General features: G+C 50.2%; 20 protein-coding genes and 3 pseudogenes. 10 read left to right on the top strand and 13 right to left on the bottom strand.

The annotated features are described in order from the left end of the window. The first annotated feature begins 40 nt into the window (after positions 1–40). Entirely contained in the window at positions 41–475 is a 435-nt protein-coding gene (locus I6L74_RS17870; protein ID WP_059178754.1) for a hypothetical protein, read from the top strand. A 233-nt stretch (positions 476–708) separates the two neighbouring features. Here the strand turns inward: I6L74_RS17870 and I6L74_RS17865 are convergent, their stop codons facing one another. The 4 genes and pseudogenes from I6L74_RS17865 to I6L74_RS17850 form a co-directional block, all read right to left on the bottom strand. Further along, positions 709–1,653: a potassium channel family protein gene (locus I6L74_RS17865; RefSeq protein WP_059178753.1), complete on the bottom strand. Its 945-nt coding sequence runs from the start codon at positions 1,651–1,653 to the stop codon at positions 709–711. A gap of 89 nt (positions 1,654–1,742) precedes the next feature. After that, the gene (locus I6L74_RS17860) at positions 1,743–1,964 is read right to left on the bottom strand and encodes a DNA-binding transcriptional regulator (protein ID WP_072241831.1); all 222 of its coding nucleotides are present in this window, start codon (positions 1,962–1,964) and stop codon (positions 1,743–1,745) included. Between the two features lie 76 nt (positions 1,965–2,040). Continuing rightward, a pseudogene (locus tag I6L74_RS17855) lies at positions 2,041–2,544 on the bottom strand (phage late control D family protein); the annotation flags it as partial. A gap of 155 nt (positions 2,545–2,699) precedes the next feature. Beyond that, positions 2,700–3,334 (bottom strand): annotated as a pseudogene (locus I6L74_RS17850) (phage baseplate assembly protein V). A 94-nt stretch (positions 3,335–3,428) separates the two neighbouring features. Here I6L74_RS17850 and I6L74_RS17845 point away from each other — a divergent pair. Continuing rightward, positions 3,429–4,490 (top strand): hypothetical protein, encoded by a 1,062-nt coding sequence (locus I6L74_RS17845; RefSeq protein WP_059178049.1) that lies wholly within the window; start codon positions 3,429–3,431, stop codon positions 4,488–4,490. 144 nt (positions 4,491–4,634) lie between these two features. Here I6L74_RS17845 and I6L74_RS17840 read toward each other — a convergent pair. From I6L74_RS17840 to I6L74_RS17825, 4 genes and pseudogenes are all read right to left on the bottom strand, one after another. Then, positions 4,635–5,080: pseudogene (locus I6L74_RS17840) on the bottom strand (phage virion morphogenesis protein). Positions 5,081–5,180: 100 nt separating this feature from the next. Next, positions 5,181–5,618 carry a hypothetical protein gene (locus tag I6L74_RS17835; protein WP_059178050.1) on the bottom strand — a complete coding sequence of 146 codons (438 nt, stop codon included), beginning with the start codon at positions 5,616–5,618 and terminating at the stop codon, positions 5,181–5,183. 48 nt (positions 5,619–5,666) lie between these two features. Continuing rightward, positions 5,667–7,055 carry a sensor histidine kinase gene (locus I6L74_RS17830; RefSeq protein WP_059178051.1) on the bottom strand — a complete coding sequence of 463 codons (1,389 nt, stop codon included), beginning with the start codon at positions 7,053–7,055 and terminating at the stop codon, positions 5,667–5,669. Next, a complete protein-coding gene (locus tag I6L74_RS17825) occupies positions 7,055–7,732 on the bottom strand; it encodes a response regulator transcription factor (protein ID WP_059178052.1) in 678 nt (225 codons plus the stop codon). Before I6L74_RS17825 ends, I6L74_RS17830 begins: the two co-directional genes overlap by 1 nt. Before the next feature lie 205 nt (positions 7,733–7,937). On the opposite strand from I6L74_RS17825, the gene I6L74_RS17820 reads away from it, so the two are divergent. Then, positions 7,938–8,774, top strand: a complete 837-nt coding sequence (locus I6L74_RS17820) for a MipA/OmpV family protein (RefSeq protein ID WP_059178053.1) — start codon at positions 7,938–7,940, stop codon at positions 8,772–8,774. 422 nt (positions 8,775–9,196) lie between these two features. Here the strand turns inward: I6L74_RS17820 and I6L74_RS17815 are convergent, their stop codons facing one another. Next, the gene (locus I6L74_RS17815; protein ID WP_059178054.1) at positions 9,197–10,090 is read right to left on the bottom strand and encodes an aldo/keto reductase family oxidoreductase; all 894 of its coding nucleotides are present in this window, start codon (positions 10,088–10,090) and stop codon (positions 9,197–9,199) included. A 172-nt stretch (positions 10,091–10,262) separates the two neighbouring features. Here I6L74_RS17815 and tcp point away from each other — a divergent pair, with 172 nt between their 5' ends. Beyond that, positions 10,263–11,921 carry a methyl-accepting chemotaxis citrate transducer gene (gene tcp, locus I6L74_RS17810; RefSeq protein WP_059178055.1) on the top strand — a complete coding sequence of 553 codons (1,659 nt, stop codon included), beginning with the start codon at positions 10,263–10,265 and terminating at the stop codon, positions 11,919–11,921. A gap of 68 nt (positions 11,922–11,989) precedes the next feature. Here tcp and smrA read toward each other — a convergent pair whose 3' ends face one another. Both smrA and I6L74_RS17800 read right to left on the bottom strand, forming a co-directional pair. Then, positions 11,990–12,553, bottom strand: a complete 564-nt coding sequence (smrA, locus tag I6L74_RS17805; protein WP_059178056.1) for a DNA endonuclease SmrA — start codon at positions 12,551–12,553, stop codon at positions 11,990–11,992. A 357-nt stretch (positions 12,554–12,910) separates the two neighbouring features. Further along, positions 12,911–13,831: a LysR family transcriptional regulator gene (locus I6L74_RS17800; protein WP_059178057.1), complete on the bottom strand. Its 921-nt coding sequence runs from the start codon at positions 13,829–13,831 to the stop codon at positions 12,911–12,913. Between the two features lie 175 nt (positions 13,832–14,006). Here I6L74_RS17800 and I6L74_RS17795 point away from each other — a divergent pair, with 175 nt between their 5' ends. The 5 genes from I6L74_RS17795 (at position 14,007) to fnr (ending at position 19,792) form a co-directional block, all read left to right on the top strand. Next, positions 14,007–15,317, top strand: coding sequence for a M20 family metallo-hydrolase (locus tag I6L74_RS17795; RefSeq protein WP_059178058.1), 1,311 nt, complete (start codon positions 14,007–14,009; stop codon positions 15,315–15,317). Further along, complete coding sequence (locus I6L74_RS17790) at positions 15,317–16,762, top strand: M20 family metallopeptidase (RefSeq protein ID WP_059178059.1); 1,446 nt, start codon at positions 15,317–15,319, stop codon at positions 16,760–16,762. The genes I6L74_RS17795 and I6L74_RS17790 overlap by 1 nt, the downstream gene beginning before the upstream one ends. Before the next feature lie 44 nt (positions 16,763–16,806). Beyond that, a complete protein-coding gene (abgT, locus tag I6L74_RS17785) occupies positions 16,807–18,333 on the top strand; it encodes a p-aminobenzoyl-glutamate transporter (protein ID WP_059178060.1) in 1,527 nt (508 codons plus the stop codon). A gap of 10 nt (positions 18,334–18,343) precedes the next feature. Next, complete coding sequence (gene ogt / locus I6L74_RS17780) at positions 18,344–18,856, top strand: methylated-DNA--[protein]-cysteine S-methyltransferase (protein ID WP_059178061.1); 513 nt, start codon at positions 18,344–18,346, stop codon at positions 18,854–18,856. 183 nt (positions 18,857–19,039) lie between these two features. After that, the gene (gene fnr, locus I6L74_RS17775; protein WP_012017246.1) at positions 19,040–19,792 is read left to right on the top strand and encodes a fumarate/nitrate reduction transcriptional regulator Fnr; all 753 of its coding nucleotides are present in this window, start codon (positions 19,040–19,042) and stop codon (positions 19,790–19,792) included. A gap of 135 nt (positions 19,793–19,927) precedes the next feature. Here the strand turns inward: fnr and I6L74_RS17770 are convergent, their stop codons facing one another. Together I6L74_RS17770 and I6L74_RS17765 are read right to left on the bottom strand one after the other, a co-directional pair. Then, positions 19,928–20,230 carry a hypothetical protein gene (locus I6L74_RS17770; RefSeq protein WP_059178062.1) on the bottom strand — a complete coding sequence of 101 codons (303 nt, stop codon included), beginning with the start codon at positions 20,228–20,230 and terminating at the stop codon, positions 19,928–19,930. A gap of 213 nt (positions 20,231–20,443) precedes the next feature. Continuing rightward, the gene (locus tag I6L74_RS17765; RefSeq protein ID WP_059178063.1) at positions 20,444–20,641 is read right to left on the bottom strand and encodes a hypothetical protein; all 198 of its coding nucleotides are present in this window, start codon (positions 20,639–20,641) and stop codon (positions 20,444–20,446) included. A gap of 312 nt (positions 20,642–20,953) precedes the next feature. On the opposite strand from I6L74_RS17765, the gene uspE reads away from it, so the two are divergent. Further along, positions 20,954–21,904, top strand: coding sequence for a universal stress protein UspE (uspE, locus tag I6L74_RS17760; RefSeq protein ID WP_059178064.1), 951 nt, complete (start codon positions 20,954–20,956; stop codon positions 21,902–21,904). Positions 21,905–21,940: the final 36 nt, after the last annotated feature.

Here is a 21,940-nt window from a genome sequence, read left to right as displayed (position 1 = left end):
TTCGTCGCGATCGCAACGAGCAAAATAAAAGAGGCTACACATGAAAAAAAGACTCATCGCACTCATGAGTGCGGCAGCCATTATCGCCGCTCCAGCACATGCCATTGACGCCAAATACCGCGCAAAACTGGAACGCTCAGGTTGTACCCAGTTAACCGAAGCCGATGGCTCCTGTGACATCCATAAAACCAAAGCCCAGAACCAGGCCGCACACCCGCAGAGCCAGGTGGATGTGACGCCCTACATTGGGACGTGGCAAATGTTCGACGCTAGCGGGCAGCGCTTAATGAAACTGGTGGTACGCGAAAAAGGTTATTTGTTTGATGGTAAACCGATTGAAACCGCTAACGTGCCGTTCATCACCGATAAGGGCGAATTATACCTCGTATTCAGAACGCGCAGCATCGCTCTCAAACCAGATGGCAACGGCGAATGGCACAGCCCAACGGGTCAAGGTTATTTGACGCGTCAGTAACAAAGGCTCCCGCAGGAGCTTTTTGAAACGCTTCAACATAATGAAATAAAAGGATTTATTTCAGGTCATGTCCACATATTGAACACATCGATACGAGATGCCCCGCTTTGCGGGGCATCTCATCATACGTAAATATTTTGATGCGTTGATGCATACTTAGAATTCTATAATCCGTCCAAACCTGCTTAGCACTCCGAGTAGTCTAACGACAGGATTGTGAAAAAAAGATTCATTTAATTTTTATTAATCACGGAACTTAAAAAGCCGCCAACTATAAATATGCACAAAAGAAGTTGCAAACTTACAAAAGCCCTGACCATTCTATCACTAGCAACAATATCCCCAAAAGTTGTAGTTGTAGATATTCCGATACTGAAATAAATGAAATCAATAAAATTGAGCCTTGCTATGTACTGCTTGTAATATCGGCCGACATTTTCAATTGCTGCGGAACGGTCATTGCCCATTTCTTTAACTAATTTAAATCCTTTTTCATTGAAACTCGTCCTTAGTTCATTTAATTTAATTAAATCATCACGTGTCTCTTTAGAAGTAAATTTCATCAGATTCTTAAGGATATAATCAGAATTTTTAAAAGATTGACGTGCTGTTTCCAGCCTAGCTTCTGCTAATTTGACTCGTTCATCACCAATGCGTTGAATTTTCAAAACGTCATCATTGGTCTTAACTATGACAGGAGAGTCTTTTTCGAAACTAGCCGCACTAGCTTCTAAGTCTTTCTCACGCTTTATAAAACTTGACAACATCTCTTGTTCATATTTCTTTGTGTTTTCCAAAAATTCAGCATCTTTCTTTTCATAGATAGTATCAAACCTCTTGTCAAGATTAACTAACTCAGAATCAATCTTGCCTAACTCTACCCTGTCTTTGGATAATTTTAAAATATACTCATCATTTTCTTTCTTAAGAGTATTGAGATTTATGCCATCACCCATTTGGTAATCGTAGTTCTCATCACTCCAAAGCATCACATTCATATCGTAAAATGGATGCACATTCAACTCTGAATTAATAATAAAACTATCTGGCCTGCACATCCAAAACACGTAATACAAGACTGCAAATAATAAAACAATTGAAAGATATGTTACTGCCCAGACTCGCGCGTTCAAAGCGGTGATTCTTTTAAAAATTAATGTTGTGTCGACTTGCAACATGATAAAGACCTTAGTTTAATCGTTGACGCCATTTCAACTTGACAATCACACCTAATTATCAATTCATCAAATTTAAAGTTGCCTAGGATTCACATCCAGTTCATATTCTGCTGCCCCGATATTGTCGAGTGAGGTGGGACTGAAACTACATCACCCGGTGAAACGATAAAACGTGAAAGGGTTTCGGTCGTGACAAAGGTGCAGCTGCAGTTGATATTCTGGCATTGGTGATACCGCTCCTTTGTAGTATCAGAGAAATATCGACTTGTACGGGCATGAGCGGCGTGATGGCATTTTGGACAGTGAAACATGGTAAGCACCTCTTAACGATTCCGATGCGTTAACCTTACCAATTTTATTAATACAAAACAAATACATACACTCACCCTACCATTCATTCTCTTCACTCACATACTCCATACCTGAAACCTTCACCTCAAGCTCTAAGCCCGTCGTGTAGCCGTTCCCGTTGAGACTGTGCACCACCCGGCTGATTATCCACGCCTGCTCGTCTATCACGCGCTTAAAGCCTTTCACCGCTACCGGCGTTTCAGGAAATAAATCTGCGCGGCCAATAGCCAGCGAGATTGAAAACTCCGCCACGCCGCGCTGTATTTTGTCCCACTTCGCCTGAGCCGTGCCCATCGCCTGCGCCTTTGTCGCGTAGATGGTTGTCAGCTCCAGCACATTGTCAGCCTCAACGGCCATATACTCATCTTCGCGCGCCTCCTGCTCTTTTTTGGCTTTGGCCTTGGTGGTGGTTTTGGCCGCTTTCGGATGCTGCAGCGCGCGCAGGTGTTTTTCTTTCGGCTTACGTTTCAGCTTCACCTTTTGCTTTTGCGGTTTCGGGTCTTTGGTGTGCAGCCATTTCGCCGTCACGCCAGCGAACGCCTGGGCAATCAGCGCCGACAGCAGCGAGCCGTATTCACGGCGCATCACCAGCGAGCCAACCGGCGTGACCAGAATGTCGCGCACGCTCTGCCTGATATGGTCGGGCTCAGAAATACTGAGCCCGGTATGGCTGTTCATACCTAAATAACGCACTGTCATTTTGTCCCCACCGTTCTGTCGTCGCCGCGCTTGACGCCGCCGTGGCCGTGGTCATCCACCTGCACGCCGTTAGAGGTCAGCTTCCCGCCGCTGTGCGTGATATCGCCATACATTTTCCCGCCCTTCTGTACTTCGAGCGTGCCGGTAATGAGCTTGTTGGTACACACCACCTCGGGGGTATCGAGCGTGATGCGGGTTTCGGCTTTCACCAGCACAAGTGGCACGGTGGCGGCAATAGATTCCGACGCGGTGACGTCAGCGGTTTTAATCCCTGACACGGTGAGCGCCCCGCTGTCAGGCTCGTACTCAATGACCGCCCCATCAGGAAAGGCAACGTGAAAGGCATCGGGTGAGGCAGAAGGTGCGGGATGGTCATCAGAGAAAATGCCGGGCATCACAAAGCGTTGTCGAGCTCGCCGCCGATAGCAAGGTTCAGCACCTGCTCGCCAAAGGACGGAGCCCACCACACCTGCGAACGACCGGCGCGGGAGGTCAGCTAGTTAAGCCACGTGGTTTGCATTCCGCCGGTCTGGACACGACAAAGCCCTTCGACGGGGTCGACGTCGGTCACGATGCCGGTGCGGATGAGGTTGCGCAAAAGTCGCAAAATTTCATTGAGTTGTGTTTTCATTACTTCATAATGCAACTAATATTTCGCATCATGAATTTTTTCAACTTGTACAATCGCTCCCACAACAACTAACTACTCGGGGTCAAACAAATCTATGAGCTTACGCTTTTTTTCTTCTCCTGAAGTTTCTAACTACATTCAAACCTATCGCAAAGAAATATCTGAAAGAGAGCCAGAGAACGATTTTGGGAAAGAACGAAATGACCTTTTAATAGAAATTTTTGAAAGTTTTGAAAAATACCCAACTCAATGGGATGAAAAATGCCAGTATAGCATTGATAAATATCAAAACGAATTATTATCAATGATTGAGGTGGCGAGTATAGTACCTGTGTTTTTAAACAAGGTCTTCGCCACCTGCTATATGTTTGCCATTGAATCAGATATGCTTGATGATGAGTGGGTCACAGTAACAAATAACTTTAAATTATTCTGCATATATAAAATAGATGGATTTGATGAGGGCTCAAAAAGAAGAATTTTATTTGCCACCCGAGAAATCCCAATAAGGATAGTTAAAAGATTTATATTTACGCAAGATATAAATACGTATAGAGACTTTGTTGATATAGTCAATAAATCAAAGAAAATCGAGGAGGATTGGGATAGGGAAATATCGGAAAAAGAGATAAGAATTCAAAAACTAAACGATGCATTACGAAAACAAGAGTCAGATTTTAACTTCGCTTCACTTTTTGATGGTTTTTTCAGACTTGGTGAAATAAAGAAAAATGAATTAAAATGGGCGAGAAATATTCTTTTTATTTTTGGTGCGCTAATACCAATGCCTCTTGCGTGGGAGTGGCTTCACATTAACAAGATTAGCTTTACTGAGCTCAAGGATTTCGCAAAAATAATACCACTCGCATCAATTACACTCATTTTAATTTATTATTTCAAAATTGCACTTGGTAATTTCAACTCAGTAAAGGCGCAGGTAATCCAAATAGAACTAAGAAAAAGCTTATGCTGCTTTATACAGAGTTACGCTGAATATGCAAAAGAAATAAAGGACAACAGTGAGACTACCTTAGCTAAATTTGAGGAAATTATATTTTCAAATATAATGCTAACTGATAACAAAATCCCATCAACATTCGATGGAATTGATCAGATAGCGACTTTGATAAGCTCAATAAGAAACGGCAAACCTTAGCTAGCGACCTATCAACCTTACGGCCCTAACATCACATCAGGGCCTATATAAACAATGAAACAACTTAACCAGCAACTAAAACGACTGCCTCGTTAGTACTCGCCCCCTAAGCCAATTAAACCAATGATATTGGATACAACAACTTTAACTGACATGTTTTAATAAAAGATCATTGATAATTTTTTTATCTACCTTCGCAAACCCGAGTAATTGCCTTTTTGTGTATTGCACATAATGACTATGCGGACTTAGTCGGTCCCTAAGTCCGAACTGATGCACCCACGCAATTCGCTGTACCTTGCCGGTAAATTCCACCACAGCAGCATCATTACGACCGCTGACTTTCATGTAGCGACTTGAGCGCATTTCTGAAACATCGCGCGCTTGATTCGCCCCGACTTTGACCTAAGCGGCTGACGTTTTCGCGCCTGATACGGTGTACCATCAGGCGCTTTTTGCAGTTTAATCCGTTGCTGTTGCGATTTACGCAGCTCTTTCGCAATCTCTGCGGCAAGCTTACGTCGTCCCGCCGGTGACTGCGCCCCAACCAGCTCGGCCAGCTTCCCGGCAAAAGGTTTAAGCTCACTCATCCCATTGGCTCACCAGCTCGCCATTGATATAGAGCTCAGTCGGACGTGTGACCCGCTCGAGTATCCTTAGATCCTTTCCACTGTCGGCAAGCGTGCCGTGCTAGCACGTTCTTTCACCGTCAACCCAGCGCTTAATATCACTTATATTTGGCGACCTGATACCCGTACTCAAGATGTTCTTGGTTGTGTATAGGCTGACCTTCGCTTTGTCATCATCCTGGCTTTCAATTTCAATTAGCGTGTTGTTAATCAACAACCCCTCCGCCAGGAGCTTTTGATTGATCTCACCTTCCTTGCGCTCACCGTCAAACTCGCTTAATACGATGACCGGATTTCCCATGAGAGCTTCATATTCCAGGCACTGCCGTGCCATATACCTTAAGGTTCGATAGGTGTCGGAGGGTCCTGTCATGCTTGTAAAACTACCGTCATAAGAGGATCGGCTGCTCTTTAATTCGCTGACAGTTATCGCACACCCGCTAAGTGATATAGAAAACAACAAGGTAGCCAGGGCCAAGTATTTCACTTTCAACTCCATTGTGCTGGTAGATACCCTCCGATGGGTATGGATGACAGTCGTGTTGTGTCAGTTGGAACTATCTGTAGGGAAATCAACAGTGACCATCAAACCGCCGTCTTTAGACGTGCTCAGGCATACGCTGCTGTTGTGTTGCTGCGCAACCGCTTTGACTATGGCCAGCCCCAGCCCACTTCCGGTTTGTATCTGATTGGGATCGCGAAAAAATCTATCGAACACACGTTCCCTCAACTCAGGCAGAATGCCGGGCCCTGCATCTGAGACACGGAGCTGCGTGAATTTCTCGAGCGATCGGACAACGACCTCAACCCGCCCGCCCTCGGGGCTATACTTCACGGCATTTTCAATTACGTTATCAATGAGTGACATCAGGCGCTCCCTGACACCGGTAATCCATATTTCATTATCAGAGTAAAACTCAAGTTCAATTCTGCGCTCACTCGCCAGCGGAGCTAACTCCGCCATTCGCTCCTGGATGAGCGTCGTCAGAGGCACAGGCTCCATGACAGTGTCAGTGCGCGCCTCGCTGTGCATTAGCAGCAGTAACTGATTGACGAGGCGAGCTGCGCGGCTATTGCTACGAATGATCCCTGCCAGCAACTCCTGTTGGCTCTCGCTGCTTATATAGGACTGCAACGCCTCCACATTGATGCGCATTGCGGCCAGTGGAGTACGCAGCTCGTGAGCGGCATCGGCAATGAAAATCCTTTCCCTTTCAGTGCTTTCTCGCAACCTCGTAAGGAATACATTAATCGCGTCCACCATTTGGTGAAGCTCCCTATGTTTTGGCACTAATTTTAAGGGAGACCGATCTTCTGGCGTGCGTGAGGCAATCTCATTTACCACTTTATTCCAGGGCCGCATTGCAATGCGGATTGACAGCCACGCGGGAAACAAAAGAAAAGGAATACATACCAGTAACGGCAATATGTAGTAGCCACGCGAGTTCAGGTAGATAAAGAAGTTCCAGCCTGCGGCAGGGGTAATCAATGTTACCTCCACGTCGGAGTTCCCTGATTTTAGAGTACGACTAGTCCAGGAACGACCTCCGCTTTCGATAGTCTGGAGGTTCCCGTATCGTGCGTTTGTCACGCCAGTCGGCGCGCCATCAGATGAATAAATTATTTCTTTATTTTCCCGAACGATTAGGCTGATTGACAGCGCGGGATCCTCACCTCCGCCATAACCTTCCCGCAACGCCTGGCTGAATGCTTCGAGCACCTCCGTTCGTGCCTGCGGACGATCGTCCAAACGATCAACCAATTTTTGAATGGTTTCGTAAGTTTTACTGCCCGTTAGCATAGAAGGGCTTCGCAAATCCTCCCACAAAATGTAGGTCAGAAAAAAACACCAAAGCAGCGTAAGCAAGAGCATTTGGGCGATGATAATTCGCCGTACGAGCGAAGGGGTTCTCAGGTGGAACCAAAAATTTCGCATTAACCCGTTCCCTTCTGAATGGGGACGGTATCGATCACATACCCGACTCCCCTCACCGTTCGCACATAGCCGTCACCAATTTTGCGACGCAAATTACCCATATGCACATCCAGAGAATTGCTCATATTCTCTTTTGCCCCGAATATCCTTTCTTCCAGAAAGTTTCGGGTAATCACGCGATCGGTACGCAACAGTAAAGTCTCAAGCAGCGTGTATTCACTCGCCGTCAACTCAACATTCCGCGCGCTCACTGTTACGCGACGAGTCGGAACGTGGAGAGATAACCCGCGAATTTCTATCATCTCATTCTCGAAACCGTAACTGCGCCGCGCAAGGGCCCTCACTCTGGCCAACAACTCGGCTAGCACAAAAGGTTTGACAAGATAGTCATCAGCGCCGGCATCGAGCCCGCAAAGGCGATCCTGTAGAGTGCCGCGTGCGGTCAGAATGATGACGGGGATCCCCTTCAGCTGTTGGCGCAAGTATGTCATCACGCTCATGCCATCGCCGTCAGGCAGTCCCAGGTCGAGCAACACCAGTTCTGGCACGCAAGCATCAAGTTGATGCAGCGCATCCTCTTTGCGGCGAACCCATATGACGTCTAATCCTTGATCTGCAAGGGCAATACGTACGCCATTGCCAAGATCCAGGTCGTCTTCGATTAGGAGAATTTTCACGATAGTTAAGGTATCAACAGTGAATGAAGAAAGTCTGAAGAAAAAAACGGTATCAGGAAATCTATCAGGTTTGCATCCCCGGTATGTACTTCAGTATTTCTTCATTTTGGGCTCATGAGAACTTTAGGGTGTGTATTCAAACTGAGCGTTCTGGCGTTTTAAACCGCTTGTATCGTAATCAGTTGAATCCCTAAGGACTTCTTTAATGAGACACTTCGAACTGCGTCATCAGTTCCTCCCTTCACTTTCGGGGCGCACTCTGAAACAAATATTGCCGGGCGCGCTGCTGGCATTACTGGTTTCCCCAATACTTGCCGCAGAACCCCAGCAAGTTACAGGCTTATCGTTGGGAGGAGGCGTAAATGTTACGCCACGCTATTCTGGTTCGGATGAAAACCGTGTCATGACGGCGCTTGTGCTTGATTACTCGATGCGTAATGGGTTCTTCGTGAGTACCACGAAGGGTATCGGTTACGGCAATAGCATCGGTGACCTGAATTACAGTACTGCGCTGAGCTATCGCGCAGGCCGTAAGGATCACGATGTTGACAGCGATTCATTGAACGACGGCAGTGACGATCTGCGCGGTATGGGCAATATCAAAGGGTCGGCTCTTGGTATAATGGGTCTGGAGTATAAGGTGACCGACTGGCTCCATTTGCAATTACAGGCTGAGGTGCCGTTTACTGAGAGAGACAATGGCGCAGCCCTGCATTTCGGCATTATTAGCCCACTTTATAGCGCATCGAAAGATACCTTAACAATGACGCTGACAAGCAGTTGGGGGACGAGTGACTATATGCAGACTTACTACGGAGTGAATTCATCACAGTCTGCCACATCGGGGTTTGCTCCCTATGATGTCGGAGCGGGAATTTATGCCTGGTCAATGAATTTGGGCTGGACGCACAAATTTAACCAGGACTGGAGCGTGGTTGCCGCAACAGGTTTTACGCAGTTGGTGGGTGATGCAGGCAACAGCCCGATTGTTCAACGGAAAGCATCCCCCACAGGCAGCTTGAACGTGATATACAGTTTCTGATTGTTGTTGACGTTTGCTTCCCGGCAGAGTGTGGCAATGAGTAGCAGTGCATACACATTCGATCCGCCCCGATTCGTATTATGGGGCGGTATTCGACTTGCAGAATGACTCAGCGCCTCTGCCCCCTATCAGAGTTCTCATAACAATCAGGCCCCTTGAAGGCGTTTATTCTTTGAGCGGTAGTAGTGATCAGCGCGCTTGAGGCCTTTGACCGTCTCCGGCGTTTCAGGTAATTAACCCGTCTCGCCAATGGCAAGCAAAATTGAAAACGCCGCTACGCCGCGCAAAATTTTGCCCCACCAGGTCTGAGGGCGCGTATGGCCTGCGCCTTAGTCATGCAGAAGATTTTAAGTTCCAGCATGTTCTTTGCCTTACAGGCCATCTATTTCCCCGCGCGCGCTCCTTTTTTTGCATTTACTCGCTTAATGCTGTGCCGTATGACTCTCTTCAGAAGAGGCGAGAGCATTGAGCGTCTCCATCACCTCATCGGACAGCACAAGCTCTGCGGCGGCAAGATTTTCATGCAGATGTACAACCGACGAGGTGCCGGGAATCAGCAGAATATTAGGCGAGCGTTTCAATAGCCATGCCAGAGCCACCTGCATCGGCGTTGCCTTAACTTCATCCGCTACGGCCTGGAGCCCGGACGACTGCAAGGGCGTAAACCCGCCGAGCGGGAAAAACGGCACATACGCAATGCCCTGCTCCGCCAGAGAATCGATCAGCGCATCGTCACCACGGTTAACAATGTTGTAAAGGTTTTGCACGCAAACTATCGAGGCGATGCTCTGCGCTTCGGCGACTTGCGCGGCGGTTACATTGCTCAAACCAATATGTCGCACCAGTCCCTGACGCTGCAATTCGACAAGCGTGGTTAACGGCTCTGCAATGGATCCCTCAGCGGGTCCGTGAGCGCTAAACATAATGCGTAAATTCACGACATCCAGCGCATCCAGTTGCAGATTTCGCAAATTATCATGCACCGCCTGCGTCAGTTCCTGCGCAGAAAATGCAGGGAGCCATGATGCATCATCTCCACGTCGTGCACCGATTTTGGTCACAATCGTCAGGTCGTCCTGATACGGATGTAACGCCTCACGTATCAGTTGGTTGGTGACGTGTGGGCCATAGAAATCACTGGTATCAATATGATTAACCCCAGCCGCCACCGCCTCTCGCAACACTTCCAGCGCCGCGTCATGGTTTTTAGGCGGGCCAAACACGCCTGGCCCGGCGAGCTGCATCACACCATAACCCACTCTTTTCACGCTACGTGTGCCTAAGGTAAACGTGCCGCTTTTTTCGATATTGATCATATTTTGATTCCTGTTCGGCGAACTGAAAGAAAATTTAATTTGATGAATAGTATTCACGGGAACAATAAGTTACGCGAGGCAAAAATTAGTTTAGCAACTGTTAAGTTAAAGTTTAGGGATACTACGTCGATAGTAATGATGCAACTTCTGCACAACAATCGGGCGTCTTTTTATGCTGAAAAATCTGCACGTAATTACTGGGATCATTTTTGCACTTATGCTGTTCTGCCTGCTGCAGGTCGTCACGGGGGGCTTGTTCTACTCCGCAGTCAGCAACGATCGTCAAAACTTCCAAAATTCAGGAAATCTCAATGCGCAACAGGAAAGCCTGAGCGACAGCGTGAATACGCTGGTTAAGACGCGCGTTACCGTCACTCGCGTTGCGATCCGTTACCTTAAAAATCAGCGCGACCCCGCTTCTCTGGCGGCGATCAACAAGCTGCTCGGTAACGCCAGCACGTCGCTTGGCAAAGCTGAGGCCTATTACAGCGCATGGCATGAGATGCCACCGGTGAACGGGCAGAGCCAGGAATTAAACGCCGAGATGCAGAAAGCATACACCCAGATGCACGAAGTCATGCGACTGTCGATCGAATATCTGAGCGCTGATAACTATCAGGCGTACGGCGATTTAGATGCACAAGAGGCCCAGGACAACATGGAAGCCGTCTACACGCGCTGGCGTGCAGAAAATAATACCTTGCTCAAAGCTGCAGCTCTGGAAAATCAGAACAGCTTTACCAGCATGCAGTGGACGCTCGGCACCATTTTCCTGGTGGTCATCGGCGTACTGATTGTGTTCTGGATGGGTTTACAGCATCTCCTGCTGAAGCCACTGCGTAGCGTGATGAACCATATTCGCACGATCGCCAGCGGCGATCTGACCCACACCATTTCTATCGACAGTCGTAATGAAATGGGTCAACTGGCTGCGGGTCTGCATGAGATGCAGCAATCGCTGGTGACAACCGTCAGCGCGGTACGTGGTAGCACCGACTCGATCTACACCGGCGCGGGCGAAATCGCGACGGGCAGTAACGATTTGTCGGCGCGTACGGAGCAGCAGGCCTCTTCTCTGGAAGAGACAGCCGCAAGCATGGAAGAGCTGACCGCCACGGTTAAACAGAACTCCGACAACGCTCGTCAGGCCACCTTGCTGGCAAAAAATGCCTCAGAAACCGCCGATCGGGGTGGACGCGTGGTCGATAACGTCATTCATACCATGACCGAAATTGCCGACAGTTCGCAGCAAATTGCCCACATCACCAGCGTTATCGACAGCATCGCTTTCCAGACCAATATTCTGGCGCTAAACGCCGCAGTGGAAGCAGCGCGCGCAGGTGAACAAGGCCGTGGATTTGCCGTCGTTGCCGGTGAAGTCCGCACGCTGGCAAGCCGCAGTGCCCAGGCCGCGAAAGAGATCAAAGCGTTGATTGAAAACTCCGTCAGCCGCGTGAATACCGGCTCCGGACAGGTCAGCGAAGCAGGCAAAACCATGAAAGAGATTGTTGCAGCCGTGACGCGCGTGACCGATATCATGGGCGAAATCGCGTCGGCATCCGATGAACAGAGCCGCGGTATTGAGCAGGTCAGTCTGGCCGTTTCGCAGATGGACAGCGTGACGCAGCAGAACGCCGCGCTGGTGCAGGAATCCGCCACAGCGGCGGCAGCGCTGGAAGATCAGGCCGAGCAGTTGCGCCAGGCGGTTGCTGCATTCCGTTTGAATGCACAAACGCAAAACAGTGCGCCGCGTCCGATGAATCTCAAAACACCGCAGGTATTGCGCCCGGCTGCGGCGTCGGCCTCAGACGGAAACTGGGAAACATTCTGACAGTTGTCTTTTTAAATGCGGGCGAATTATCGCCCGCAGTGTTGTCCCGGATCGAAAGCAAAACGTGTTTAACGACTCCGTTTGGCGTGTCGCTCCCAGTTTTCCCGTTTGGCTGCTTCCGATTTTTGCAGCGCGACATAGCACGCGCCATCACCGCCATGATGTGGCAGCGCGACGCAGAAGGCCTGCACTTCATCAAGCTCCGGTAACCAGCGAGCCAGATAACTGCGCACAATATTCGGGTGTGACTTATCTTCCCGCCCTTTGCCGTGAATGATGATGAGATTGCGCAAACCATCGTGATGCGCCTGCTTAATAAAGCTAAACAGCATCTGGCGACACTGTTCAATTGGCTGGCGCAGTACATTCAGACTGGCCTGGCGGGGATATTTGCCGTGACGTAATTTTTCAATCACGCCCTGCTGCACACCGTCGCGTTGGAACGCCAACGGTTCAGTGAGGGGCAACACGTCGAGAAACCCCAGCGTCAAAATGTTATCAAGCTGAGTGGTGTCGACAATCTGGCGTACGCGCGCGTTACGATTCGGCTGCCAGTTAACATCCGTGGCACGTTTCAGGGGCTGGACATCTTCCATGGCGTCAAGAAAAAGTGATTTGTCGTCAGGCTTCATGGAAATTCTCAGGCTACATCTGAAGAGGTATTATATCCGCGCCGGACGGGAGCCTCAATGCTCAAAGCCTGTCAGATGAGCAGGCGTCGCGACACAATCATAAGTAATAACCTTATGAAAAGAATTAACGTGGCTAATATGAATGATTAAATCAACCTTAACCACAATTTCACTGTTAATTAAATTAATAATTTAAGTTAAAAATATGTGAATTTTGAGTTGTCATCACTTTATTTTTAAGTGAAACCTGTTATAACTAAATAAACCTGCAGAATGGAATAATGAAGCGGGGTTTGCAATAGGATGAACTGCTGTGTGTACTGTAGGGTCTGTCCGATGTCGGCAGACTCTATTTTTTTAATGTTCGTTGCTGCTTAATATGCCGCGGGCATGTCTTCTGAATTGCGTTATTAACGACGAGGTCAGCGGCGTTTGTCGAGAATCACGTCTTTGTATTAAATAATAGGCGGCTTTAGGCAATGGTTCTTCGATCGGCAACATCACCAGACGGTGCGCCAGGAGCGGATCGCAGCCCAATTCTTGCGGTAAAATACTTAAGAAATCACTCTGCGCAACAAGGCTGATACAGGATGAGAATGTTTCGCATACGACGTCAATACGCGGTATTTGTGAGCGATATTTAAACACGTCTTCCAGCTGCTTATAATAACTCCCACGAGGCGTCGGCATGGTCCAGTTATAATGCAGAAGCTGACTGATGGATTTAGCCCCTACCGCCGGATGCCCTTCCCGACAAAATATCGCAAAAGGTTTTTCGAAGAGCTTTTCAAAGGTAAATTCGTGGTCGAAGGGACCCTGGTAATAGGTATTTATCGTAAAATCAAGTTCGCCCTGACGTAATTCATTAATCATCGATACCAGCTGCCCCTCCATAATTCGCACTTTCACCAGCGGGTGCTGCTCATGAAAGCGTGTAATCACCGCCGGCATTAACGTCCGGGCGATACTGGCCCCCATGCCAATATTAATTTGACCGCCCTGCAGCCCTTGACGCTGGCGGATATCGTCCTGCGCCGCGCGCAGTTCTTCAAGGATCAGATTAGCGTGTTGATAAAAGCTCTCGCCGCACTCGGTGAGCGCAACGCCTTTGCTGCGCCGCACAAACAGTTGCGCCGCCACGCCCTCTTCCAGCTCTTTTATCGACTTCGTCAGCGCAGGCTGCGAGAGATTCATTACCCGACTTGCCCCGCGAATACTCCCCTGACGCGCGACTTCGACAAACGCCCGAATTTGGTGAAATTTTATCTGAAATGTCATAACCCAACCGATAACCGTTGTTTATCAGAGTAAAGAAACTGTCATCTACTTTAATAGAAATGGATGTGCGAGGGTAATTCCTGAACGGTTAAAACGGTGAAAAACAGGTTAGTGATAAGTAAAAACTATCACAGCGTGAAGCAGTTCACACATTTTAATAATGACAGGAAGAGATATGGATTCAGTGACACACACCCTTCAAACATTAGCGCCGCAACTGGCCGCCTGGCGCCGTGATTTTCATCAGTATGCCGAATCCGGCTGGGTGGAATTTCGCACGGCGGCAAAGGTGGCAGAAATTCTTGATGCGCTCGGTTTTGAGCTGGCGATGGGCCGCGACGTCGTCGATGCCGAGAGCCGGATGGGGCTTCCCGACGAACAGACGCTGGCGCGGGAATTTGCGCGCGCGCGTCAGCAAGGCGCGCCGGAAAAATGGCTAAGCGCGTTTGAAGGCGGCTTTACGGGAATCATTGCCACGCTCAATACCGGACGGCCAGGGCCAACACTTGCGTTTCGCGTAGATATGGACGCTCTGGATCTCAGTGAAGCCCTCGATGAGAGCCATCGTCCTTTCCGCGACGGTTTTGCCTCGTGTAATCCAGGTATGATGCACGCCTGCGGGCATGACGGTCATACCACGATCGGTCTCGGGCTGGCGCACATTCTCAAACAGAATGCATCACAGCTCAACGGCACGATTAAACTCATCTTTCAGCCCGCCGAAGAAGGCACGCGCGGCGCTCGCGCCATGGTGGCGGCAGGTGCGCTGGAGGGCATTGACTACTTCACCGCGATCCATATCGGTACAGGCGTTCCGACCGGAACGGTCATTTGCGGGAGTGATAACTTTATGGCCACCACCAAGTTTGACGTGCGTTTTACCGGCGTGGCCGCCCACGCAGGCGGTAAACCAGAAGACGGACGTAACGCCCTGCTGGCCGCGGCGCAAGCCTCTCTTGCTCTGCACAGTATCGCGCCGCACAGCGAAGGCGCTTCCCGCGTGAACGTCGGGGTGATGCAGGCCGGGAGTGGACGTAACGTCGTGCCCGCCAGCGCGCTGTTAAAAGTCGAAACGCGCGGCGAAAGCGAAGCGATAAATCAGTACGTATTTGAACGCGCGCAATCCGTCATTGAAGGTGCTGCGGCACTGTATGGTGTCAACGCTGACCTACGACTGATGGGTGCTGCGACCTCCAGCGCACCGTCACCCGCGTGGGTCAACTACCTGCGCGAGCAGGCAAGCCAGGTTCCAGGCATTGAACACGCAATTGATAAAGTCAAAGCGCCGGCGGGCTCCGAAGACGCAACGCTGATGATGGCCCGCGTTCAACAAAACGGCGGGCTTGCGTCCTATATGGTATTCGGCACCGATTTGAGCGCCGGACATCACAACGAAAAATTCGATTTTGACGAGAAAATAATGAGCGTGGCGATCGAAACACTGGCGCGTACGGCACTCAATTTTCCGTGGGCGAGAGGTGTGTAATGCAGGACATCTACCGTTTTATTGAGGACGCGATCGAAACACGATCTCAGACGTATGCCGATATTGCCGATGAAATCTGGGATCATCCTGAAACGCGTTTTGAAGAGTTTTGGTCTTCCGCGCGTCTGGCTCGCGAACTGGAAGCCGAAGGATTTACGCTCACACGGGAGGCAGGCGGCATTCCGAATGCGTTTATCGCAAGCTTTGGCAGCGGTAAACCCGTCGTCGCGCTGTTGGGCGAATTCGATGCGCTGGCAGGGTTGAGTCAGAAAGCGCATTGCGCCACGCAGCAATCGGAAAGCCCCGGCGCCAATGGCCACGGCTGCGGGCATAATCTCCTCGGCACCGCCGCGCTGGCGGGTGCCGTCGCGGTCAAAGGCTGGCTGGAGCAAAACGGCGGGAGCGGAACCGTGCGTTTTTACGGCTGCCCCGGCGAAGAAGGCGGTTCCGGCAAAACTTTTATGGTGCGCGAGGGATTGTTCGACGACGTTGACGCCGCTGTGACCTGGCATCCGGAAGCGTTTGCCGGGATGTTTAACGTCAGTACGCTCGCGAATATTCAGGCCGCATGGCGCTTTCGCGGCACCGCAGCGCATGCCGCCAATTCACCTCATCTGGGACGTAGTGCACTCGACGCGGTGACGCTGATGACCACCGGCACCAATTTTCTCAATGAGCACATTATTGAAAAAGCACGCGTGCATTACGCCATCACCGACACGGGCGGTATTTCACCCAACGTGGTGCAGGCGCAGGCTGAGGTGTTGTATTTGATTCGCGCCCCGGAAATGGCGGATGCGCAGCAGATTTACGATCGTATCGAAAAGATCGCCCAGGGCGCTGCGCTGATGACGGAAACGACGGTTGAGCGTCGGTTTGACAAAGCCTGTTCAAGCTACCTGCCGAACCGCACGCTCGAAGCGGCGATGTACAGCGCGCTGCGGCATTTCGGGACACCCGCCTGGACGGAAGACGAGTACGATTTCGCCCGGGAAATCCGCGCCACGCTCACTGCCAACGACCTGCAAAATAGCCTGAAAAACATCGCCGCAACGGGCGCGGAAGAAGGAAAAGCCTTTGCCCGTCGCCATCAGGAAACGCTTCTGATAAATGAAGTCGCACCTTACGCCATCACCGATAACGTGCTCGCAGGATCCACTGACGTTGGGGATGTGAGCTGGAAAATGCCGGTCGCGCAATGTTTTAGCCCGTGTTTTACCGTGGGTACACCGCTGCATACCTGGCAGCTCGTGGCGCAAGGCCGGACTTCTATTGCACACAAAGGCATGCTGCTGGCTGGAAAAGTGATGGGTGCCACGGCAGCGAATGTGTTCCAGGACGCGTCGCTATTACAGGCTTGCCGGAACGAGTTTGAACAACAGATAACAGAACGACCGTACGCGTGTCCGATCCCACTTAACGTGACACCGTCACCTTTAAAATAATAAAACACACAAACACAACAACACACTAGTCGCGAGGAACGCCCATGAGTATGTCGTCCATACCGTCGCATTCCCCATCCGGAAAGCTCTATGGCTGGGTCGAAAGGATCGGTAATAAAGTGCCACACCCTTTCCTGCTCTTTATCTATTTGATTGTGATTTTAATGATTGCCACCGCCGCGCTATCGGCTTTTGACGTCAGTGTGCGAAGTCCGGCGGACGGCAGCATGGTGGCGGTGAAAAACCTGTTAAGCATCGAAGGATTGCACTGGTTTTTACCGAACGTGATTAAAAACTTCAGCGGTTTTGCGCCGCTCGGCGCGATCCTGGCGCTGGTATTAGGGGCCGGTCTTGCCGAACGCGTCGGATTGTTACCCGCGCTAATGGTCAAAATGGCATCGATCGTGAGCGCGCGTTATGCCAGCTATATGGTGCTGTTTATCGCGTTTTTCAGCCATATCTCTTCTGACGCAGCGTTAGTCATTATGCCGCCAATGGGGGCGCTGATTTTCCTGGCCGTGGGTCGTCATCCGGTCGCCGGTTTGCTGGCCGCGATTGCAGGTGTAGGCTGCGGTTTTACCGCCAATCTGCTGATCGTAACGACCGATGTGCTGCTCTCCGGCATCAGCACCGAAGCGGCAAAAACCATTGATACGGCCATGCACGTAAGCGTGATCGACAACTGGTATTTTATGGCCAGCTCAGTGGTGGTCCTGACGATTGTCGGCGGTTTGATTACCGATAAGCTTATCGAGCCGCGCCTCGGAAAATGGGAAGGCAAGAGCGATGAGAAACTGGATACAATCAGCCAGGAGCAAAAGTTTGGCCTGCGCGTCGCGGGCATCGTCTCCCTGTTGTTTATCGGGGTCATCGCGCTGATGGTGGTACCGGAAAACGGGATTTTGCGCGATCCGGTAAAACACACCGTGCTGCCCTCGCCGTTTATCCAGGGCATCGTGCCGCTGATTATCCTGTTCTTCTTTATCGTCTCGCTGGCCTATGGAATGGCGACGGGAAAAATCCGCCGCCAGGCCGATGTGCCGCAATTGATGATCGAACCTATGAAAGAGATGGCCGGGTTTATCGTCATGGTGTTCCCGCTGGCGCAGTTTGTGGCGATGTTTAACTGGAGCAATATGGGCAAATTTATGGCCGTTGGCCTGACAGATGCTCTTGAAAGCGCCGGATTAAGCGGTATTCCAGCCTTTGTCGGCCTCGCACTGCTCTCATCACTGCTATGTATGTTTATCGCCAGCGGCTCGGCCATCTGGTCGATTCTGGCACCGATTTTTGTGCCGATGTTTATGCTGCTGGGGTTCCATCCGGCGTTTGCGCAGATCTTATTCCGCGTAGCCGATTCGTCAGTTATCCCACTCGCCCCCGTTTCGCCGTTCGTTCCCCTGTTTTTGGGCTTCCTCCAGCGCTATAAACCGGAGGCCAAACTGGGTACCTACTATTCGCTGGTCTTACCGTATCCGCTTATCTTTTTAGGGGTATGGCTGGTGATGTTAGTGGCGTGGTATCTTGTTGGACTGCCAATTGGACCGGGGATTTACCCACGGCTGAATTAAGGGAAAAAGGATGCTGAGATTACTCGAAGATAAGATTGCCACACCGCTGGGGCCCCTCTGGGTGATCGCCGACGAGCAATTCAACCTGCGTGCGGTAGAGTGGGAAGAATACAGCAATCGCATGGTTGAATTGCTGAACATTCATTACCGCACCGGTTATGAACGCATCGGTGCCACCAATCCGGGCGGTCTGAGCGAGAAGCTGGCAAACTACTTTGAAGGCGATCTCAGCATTATTGATACCCTGCCCACCGCAACAGCGGGCACGCCCTTCCAGCGCGAGGTGTGGCAAGCATTACGCGCCATTCCCTGCGGGCAGGTGATGCATTACGGGCAGCTTGCCGAACAGCTTGGACGCGCCGGCGCGGCTCGCGCAGTCGGTGCGGCGAACGGTTCCAATCCGGTGAGTATTGTGGTGCCCTGCCATCGCGTGATTGGTCGCAACGGAACGATGACGGGTTACGCGGGTGGCGTGCAGCGAAAAGAGTGGCTCCTGCGTCATGAAGGCTATTTGTTGCTGTAGAAACCAGGCTTTTAGTGCTTAATTTTCTGCCAGTTAACGTCAAATCCCACAGCCAAGTTGTGGAATTTCAAGAAGATGGCGACACATTGTCGCCTCTTGTCCTTATTGGTGGTTTACCAGGCTTACGTCTCTCCTAAAAAGATGTTAAAATTGACCAATATCAATTAAAGCTTGAGCAGACCTATGATCCCGGAAAAGCGAATTATACGACGCATTCAGTCTGGCGGTTGTGCTATCCATTGTCAGGATTGCAGCATTAGCCAGCTCTGTATCCCGTTTACCCTGAACGAGCATGAACTTGATCAGCTTGATAACATCATCGAGCGCAAGAAGCCTATTCAGAAAGGGCAGACGCTGTTCAAAGCGGGAGACGAACTGAAATCGCTCTATGCAATCCGTTCTGGCACCATCAAGAGTTACACCATCACCGAGCAAGGCGACGAGCAGATTACTGGCTTCCACCTTGCAGGCGATTTGGTCGGTTTTGACGCCATCGGGACAGCTCATCACCCGAGCTTTGCTCAGGCGCTTGAAACCTCTATGGTGTGCGAAATCCCATTCGAAACCCTGGACGATCTGTCAGGCAAAATGCCAAATCTGCGTCAGCAGATGATGCGTCTGATGAGCGGTGAGATCAAAGGCGATCAGGACATGATCCTGCTGCTTTCCAAAAAGAATGCTGAAGAGCGTCTGGCTGCCTTTATCTACAATCTGTCACGCCGTTTCGCGGAACGGGGCTTCTCTCCTCGCGAATTCCGTCTAACCATGACGCGCGGTGATATCGGTAATTACCTGGGTCTGACCGTTGAAACCATCAGCCGTCTGCTGGGTCGTTTCCAGAAAAGCGGCATGCTGGCGGTAAAAGGCAAATACATCACTATCGAGAATGGTGAAGCGCTGGCGGTGCTTGCGGGTCACTCACGCAACGTCGCGTAAAACGCATTCCTCTTTGCCGGGTCAACGATTTATTGGCCCGGTTTTCAAACTCCCGCGTCTTTAGCTCGGTAAATACGAATCCCACGCTTAAGTCGGCTAGTGTGTGACGCCAGCCTGTCAATTATTTAAAAAGTATTATTTAAAAAGTAATGAGGAAAGACCTACAAACATAACGATGCCCATGATCACCTGAATCAAAGCAACAAAAAAAGCAAGCACACCAAGTACGGTGATGTTTCTGCGAAGAATGAACGTTATACCGGACAGTACGGCGCTAAAGAGAATTGTTTTAACGATGTAACTCAGCGGCACCAGCATAGCATAACCAGTATGTATGCCAGCTAACCCCATCAGACCAATCAATAGTCCACCGCAAAAACCCCATCCCCAAAACGTCATCGGCAAACTCAACTGCCCTGTCACTAATTTTTTTAACACAGTCGTTCTCCTTTTATTCTTTAATTATCCATGACGGCCAGTGAACAATAAAGTTAGCGTTATCAAATGTCGGCCGAATGCCTATGAATTACACCTGTCAAAATGATAGGGTCGTGCGCATGTCTGTCGTCGATGGTCAATATCAAATAAACCATTAACGTTTTAGAACTGACTGCGTGATATATGCCGTTGGCCTGGCCACCCTGTCGGTTTTCATACGCCTTTGCGCACAAGCGCAGCGGCCTGTTGAAAAACCTCATCCTCCACACCATCACCTTTCTGCCTTCCGAGTCTGACCAGTTCACCGACAACGCTGTCCCGATTAATGGGTTTCTGCGCGGAGACCAGGCTAATCACTGCCGCGCCGATCGCCAGCCCCACTAATCCCGTCTGTTCATCTTTATTCTTCATCGCTTCACTCCATTAAACCCTCAGAAAGAGTAGCACCGCCAGGCAAACACTCAAGATGTTCCCCTCGGCAGGGATAAAATGGGCAGGGATCACGTCGCCACGCTTAACCGCCAAATGCTGAAAGGTAGCGTCCCGTGATGGTCAAAAGGGCTGTGCCCCCTGAAAGGGGCGCTTAGCATCAGCAAACATAAGCGTTCATCAATAAATTCTCACGATTTATTGATCTGGCAAAAACTTCTCCCCTGTTTCATTCAACATATATAGGTTACTCTTTTAATTACAGACTGTGGTGACAGTAGTAAGGAGACCTGTATGGCAAAGTATCAAAACATGCTGGTGGCCATCGATCCTAATCAGGACGATCAACCCGCATTACGTCGAGCTGTCTATTTACATCAACGGATTGGTGGCAAAATCAAAGCGTTTTTGCCGATCTATGACTTCTCATACGAAATGACCACCCTTCTGTCGCCTGACGAACGCACGGCGATGCGTCAGGGAGTGATCAGCCAGCGTACCGCGTGGATCCGCGAGCAGGCAAAATATTACATCGATGCGGGTATCCCCATTGATATCAAAGTGGTGTGGCATAACCGTCCTTTTGAGGCCATCATCCAGGAGGTGGTTGCCGAGAAACACGACCTGCTACTCAAAATGGCCCATCAGCACGACAAACTTGAGTCGGTGATTTTCACCCCTACCGACTGGCACTTGCTGCGCAAATGTCCGTGCCCGGTGTGGATGGTCAAAGACCAGCCATGGCCAGAAGGCGGTAAAGCGCTGGTCGCCGTGAACCTCGCCAGTGAAGAGGATTATCATAATTCTCTGAATGAAAAACTGGTCAAAGAGACGATTCATCTCGCCGAGCAGGTCAATCATACCGAAGTGCATTTAATCGGGGCCTATCCGGTCACGCCGATTAATATCGCTATCGAACTGCCTGAATTTGATCCAAGCGTGTATAACGATGCGATTCGCGGTCAGCATCTGCTGGCGATGAAAGCCCTCCGCCAGAAATTTGGCATCGACGAGAAAATGACGCACGTCGAAAAAGGTCTGCCTGAAGAGGTGATTCCCGATCTATCGGAGCATTTGCAGGCCGGTATTGTGGTGCTGGGCACCGTCGGGCGAACCGGTATTTCCGCTGCCTTCCTGGGGAATACGGCTGAACAGGTCATTGACCATTTACGCTGCGACCTGCTGGTGATTAAACCGGATCAGTATCAAACACCTGTTGAACTGGACGACGAAGACGACGATTAAAAACCGGCTTCAGCGCCATAAAAAAAGCCGCCCTCT

Origin of the sequence: Lelliottia amnigena, assembly GCF_019047465.1 — a bacterium.
Classification (GTDB): domain Bacteria; phylum Pseudomonadota; class Gammaproteobacteria; order Enterobacterales; family Enterobacteriaceae; genus Enterobacter; species Enterobacter amnigenus.
Note: the sequence above shows the minus strand (reverse complement) of the source record. Positions and strands in the feature narration are given on the sequence as shown.

Coding starts and splice junctions, on each gene's coding strand:
- I6L74_RS17870 (WP_059178754.1), top strand. CDS start 41: ATGAAAAAAAGACTCATCGCACTCATGAGTGCGGCAGCCATTATCGCC.
- I6L74_RS17865 (WP_059178753.1), bottom strand. CDS start 1,653: ATGTTGCAAGTCGACACAACATTAATTTTTAAAAGAATCACCGCTTTG.
- I6L74_RS17860 (WP_072241831.1), bottom strand. CDS start 1,964: ATGTTTCACTGTCCAAAATGCCATCACGCCGCTCATGCCCGTACAAGT.
- I6L74_RS17845 (WP_059178049.1), top strand. CDS start 3,429: ATGAGCTTACGCTTTTTTTCTTCTCCTGAAGTTTCTAACTACATTCAA.
- I6L74_RS17835 (WP_059178050.1), bottom strand. CDS start 5,618: ATGGAGTTGAAAGTGAAATACTTGGCCCTGGCTACCTTGTTGTTTTCT.
- I6L74_RS17830 (WP_059178051.1), bottom strand. CDS start 7,055: ATGCGAAATTTTTGGTTCCACCTGAGAACCCCTTCGCTCGTACGGCGA.
- I6L74_RS17820 (WP_059178053.1), top strand. CDS start 7,938: ATGAGACACTTCGAACTGCGTCATCAGTTCCTCCCTTCACTTTCGGGG.
- I6L74_RS17815 (WP_059178054.1), bottom strand. CDS start 10,090: ATGATCAATATCGAAAAAAGCGGCACGTTTACCTTAGGCACACGTAGC.
- tcp (WP_059178055.1), top strand. CDS start 10,263: ATGCTGAAAAATCTGCACGTAATTACTGGGATCATTTTTGCACTTATG.
- smrA (WP_059178056.1), bottom strand. CDS start 12,553: ATGAAGCCTGACGACAAATCACTTTTTCTTGACGCCATGGAAGATGTC.
- I6L74_RS17800 (WP_059178057.1), bottom strand. CDS start 13,831: ATGACATTTCAGATAAAATTTCACCAAATTCGGGCGTTTGTCGAAGTC.
- I6L74_RS17795 (WP_059178058.1), top strand. CDS start 14,007: ATGGATTCAGTGACACACACCCTTCAAACATTAGCGCCGCAACTGGCC.
- I6L74_RS17790 (WP_059178059.1), top strand. CDS start 15,317: ATGCAGGACATCTACCGTTTTATTGAGGACGCGATCGAAACACGATCT.
- abgT (WP_059178060.1), top strand. CDS start 16,807: ATGAGTATGTCGTCCATACCGTCGCATTCCCCATCCGGAAAGCTCTAT.
- ogt (WP_059178061.1), top strand. CDS start 18,344: ATGCTGAGATTACTCGAAGATAAGATTGCCACACCGCTGGGGCCCCTC.
- fnr (WP_012017246.1), top strand. CDS start 19,040: ATGATCCCGGAAAAGCGAATTATACGACGCATTCAGTCTGGCGGTTGT.
- I6L74_RS17765 (WP_059178063.1), bottom strand. CDS start 20,641: ATGAAGAATAAAGATGAACAGACGGGATTAGTGGGGCTGGCGATCGGC.
- uspE (WP_059178064.1), top strand. CDS start 20,954: ATGGCAAAGTATCAAAACATGCTGGTGGCCATCGATCCTAATCAGGAC.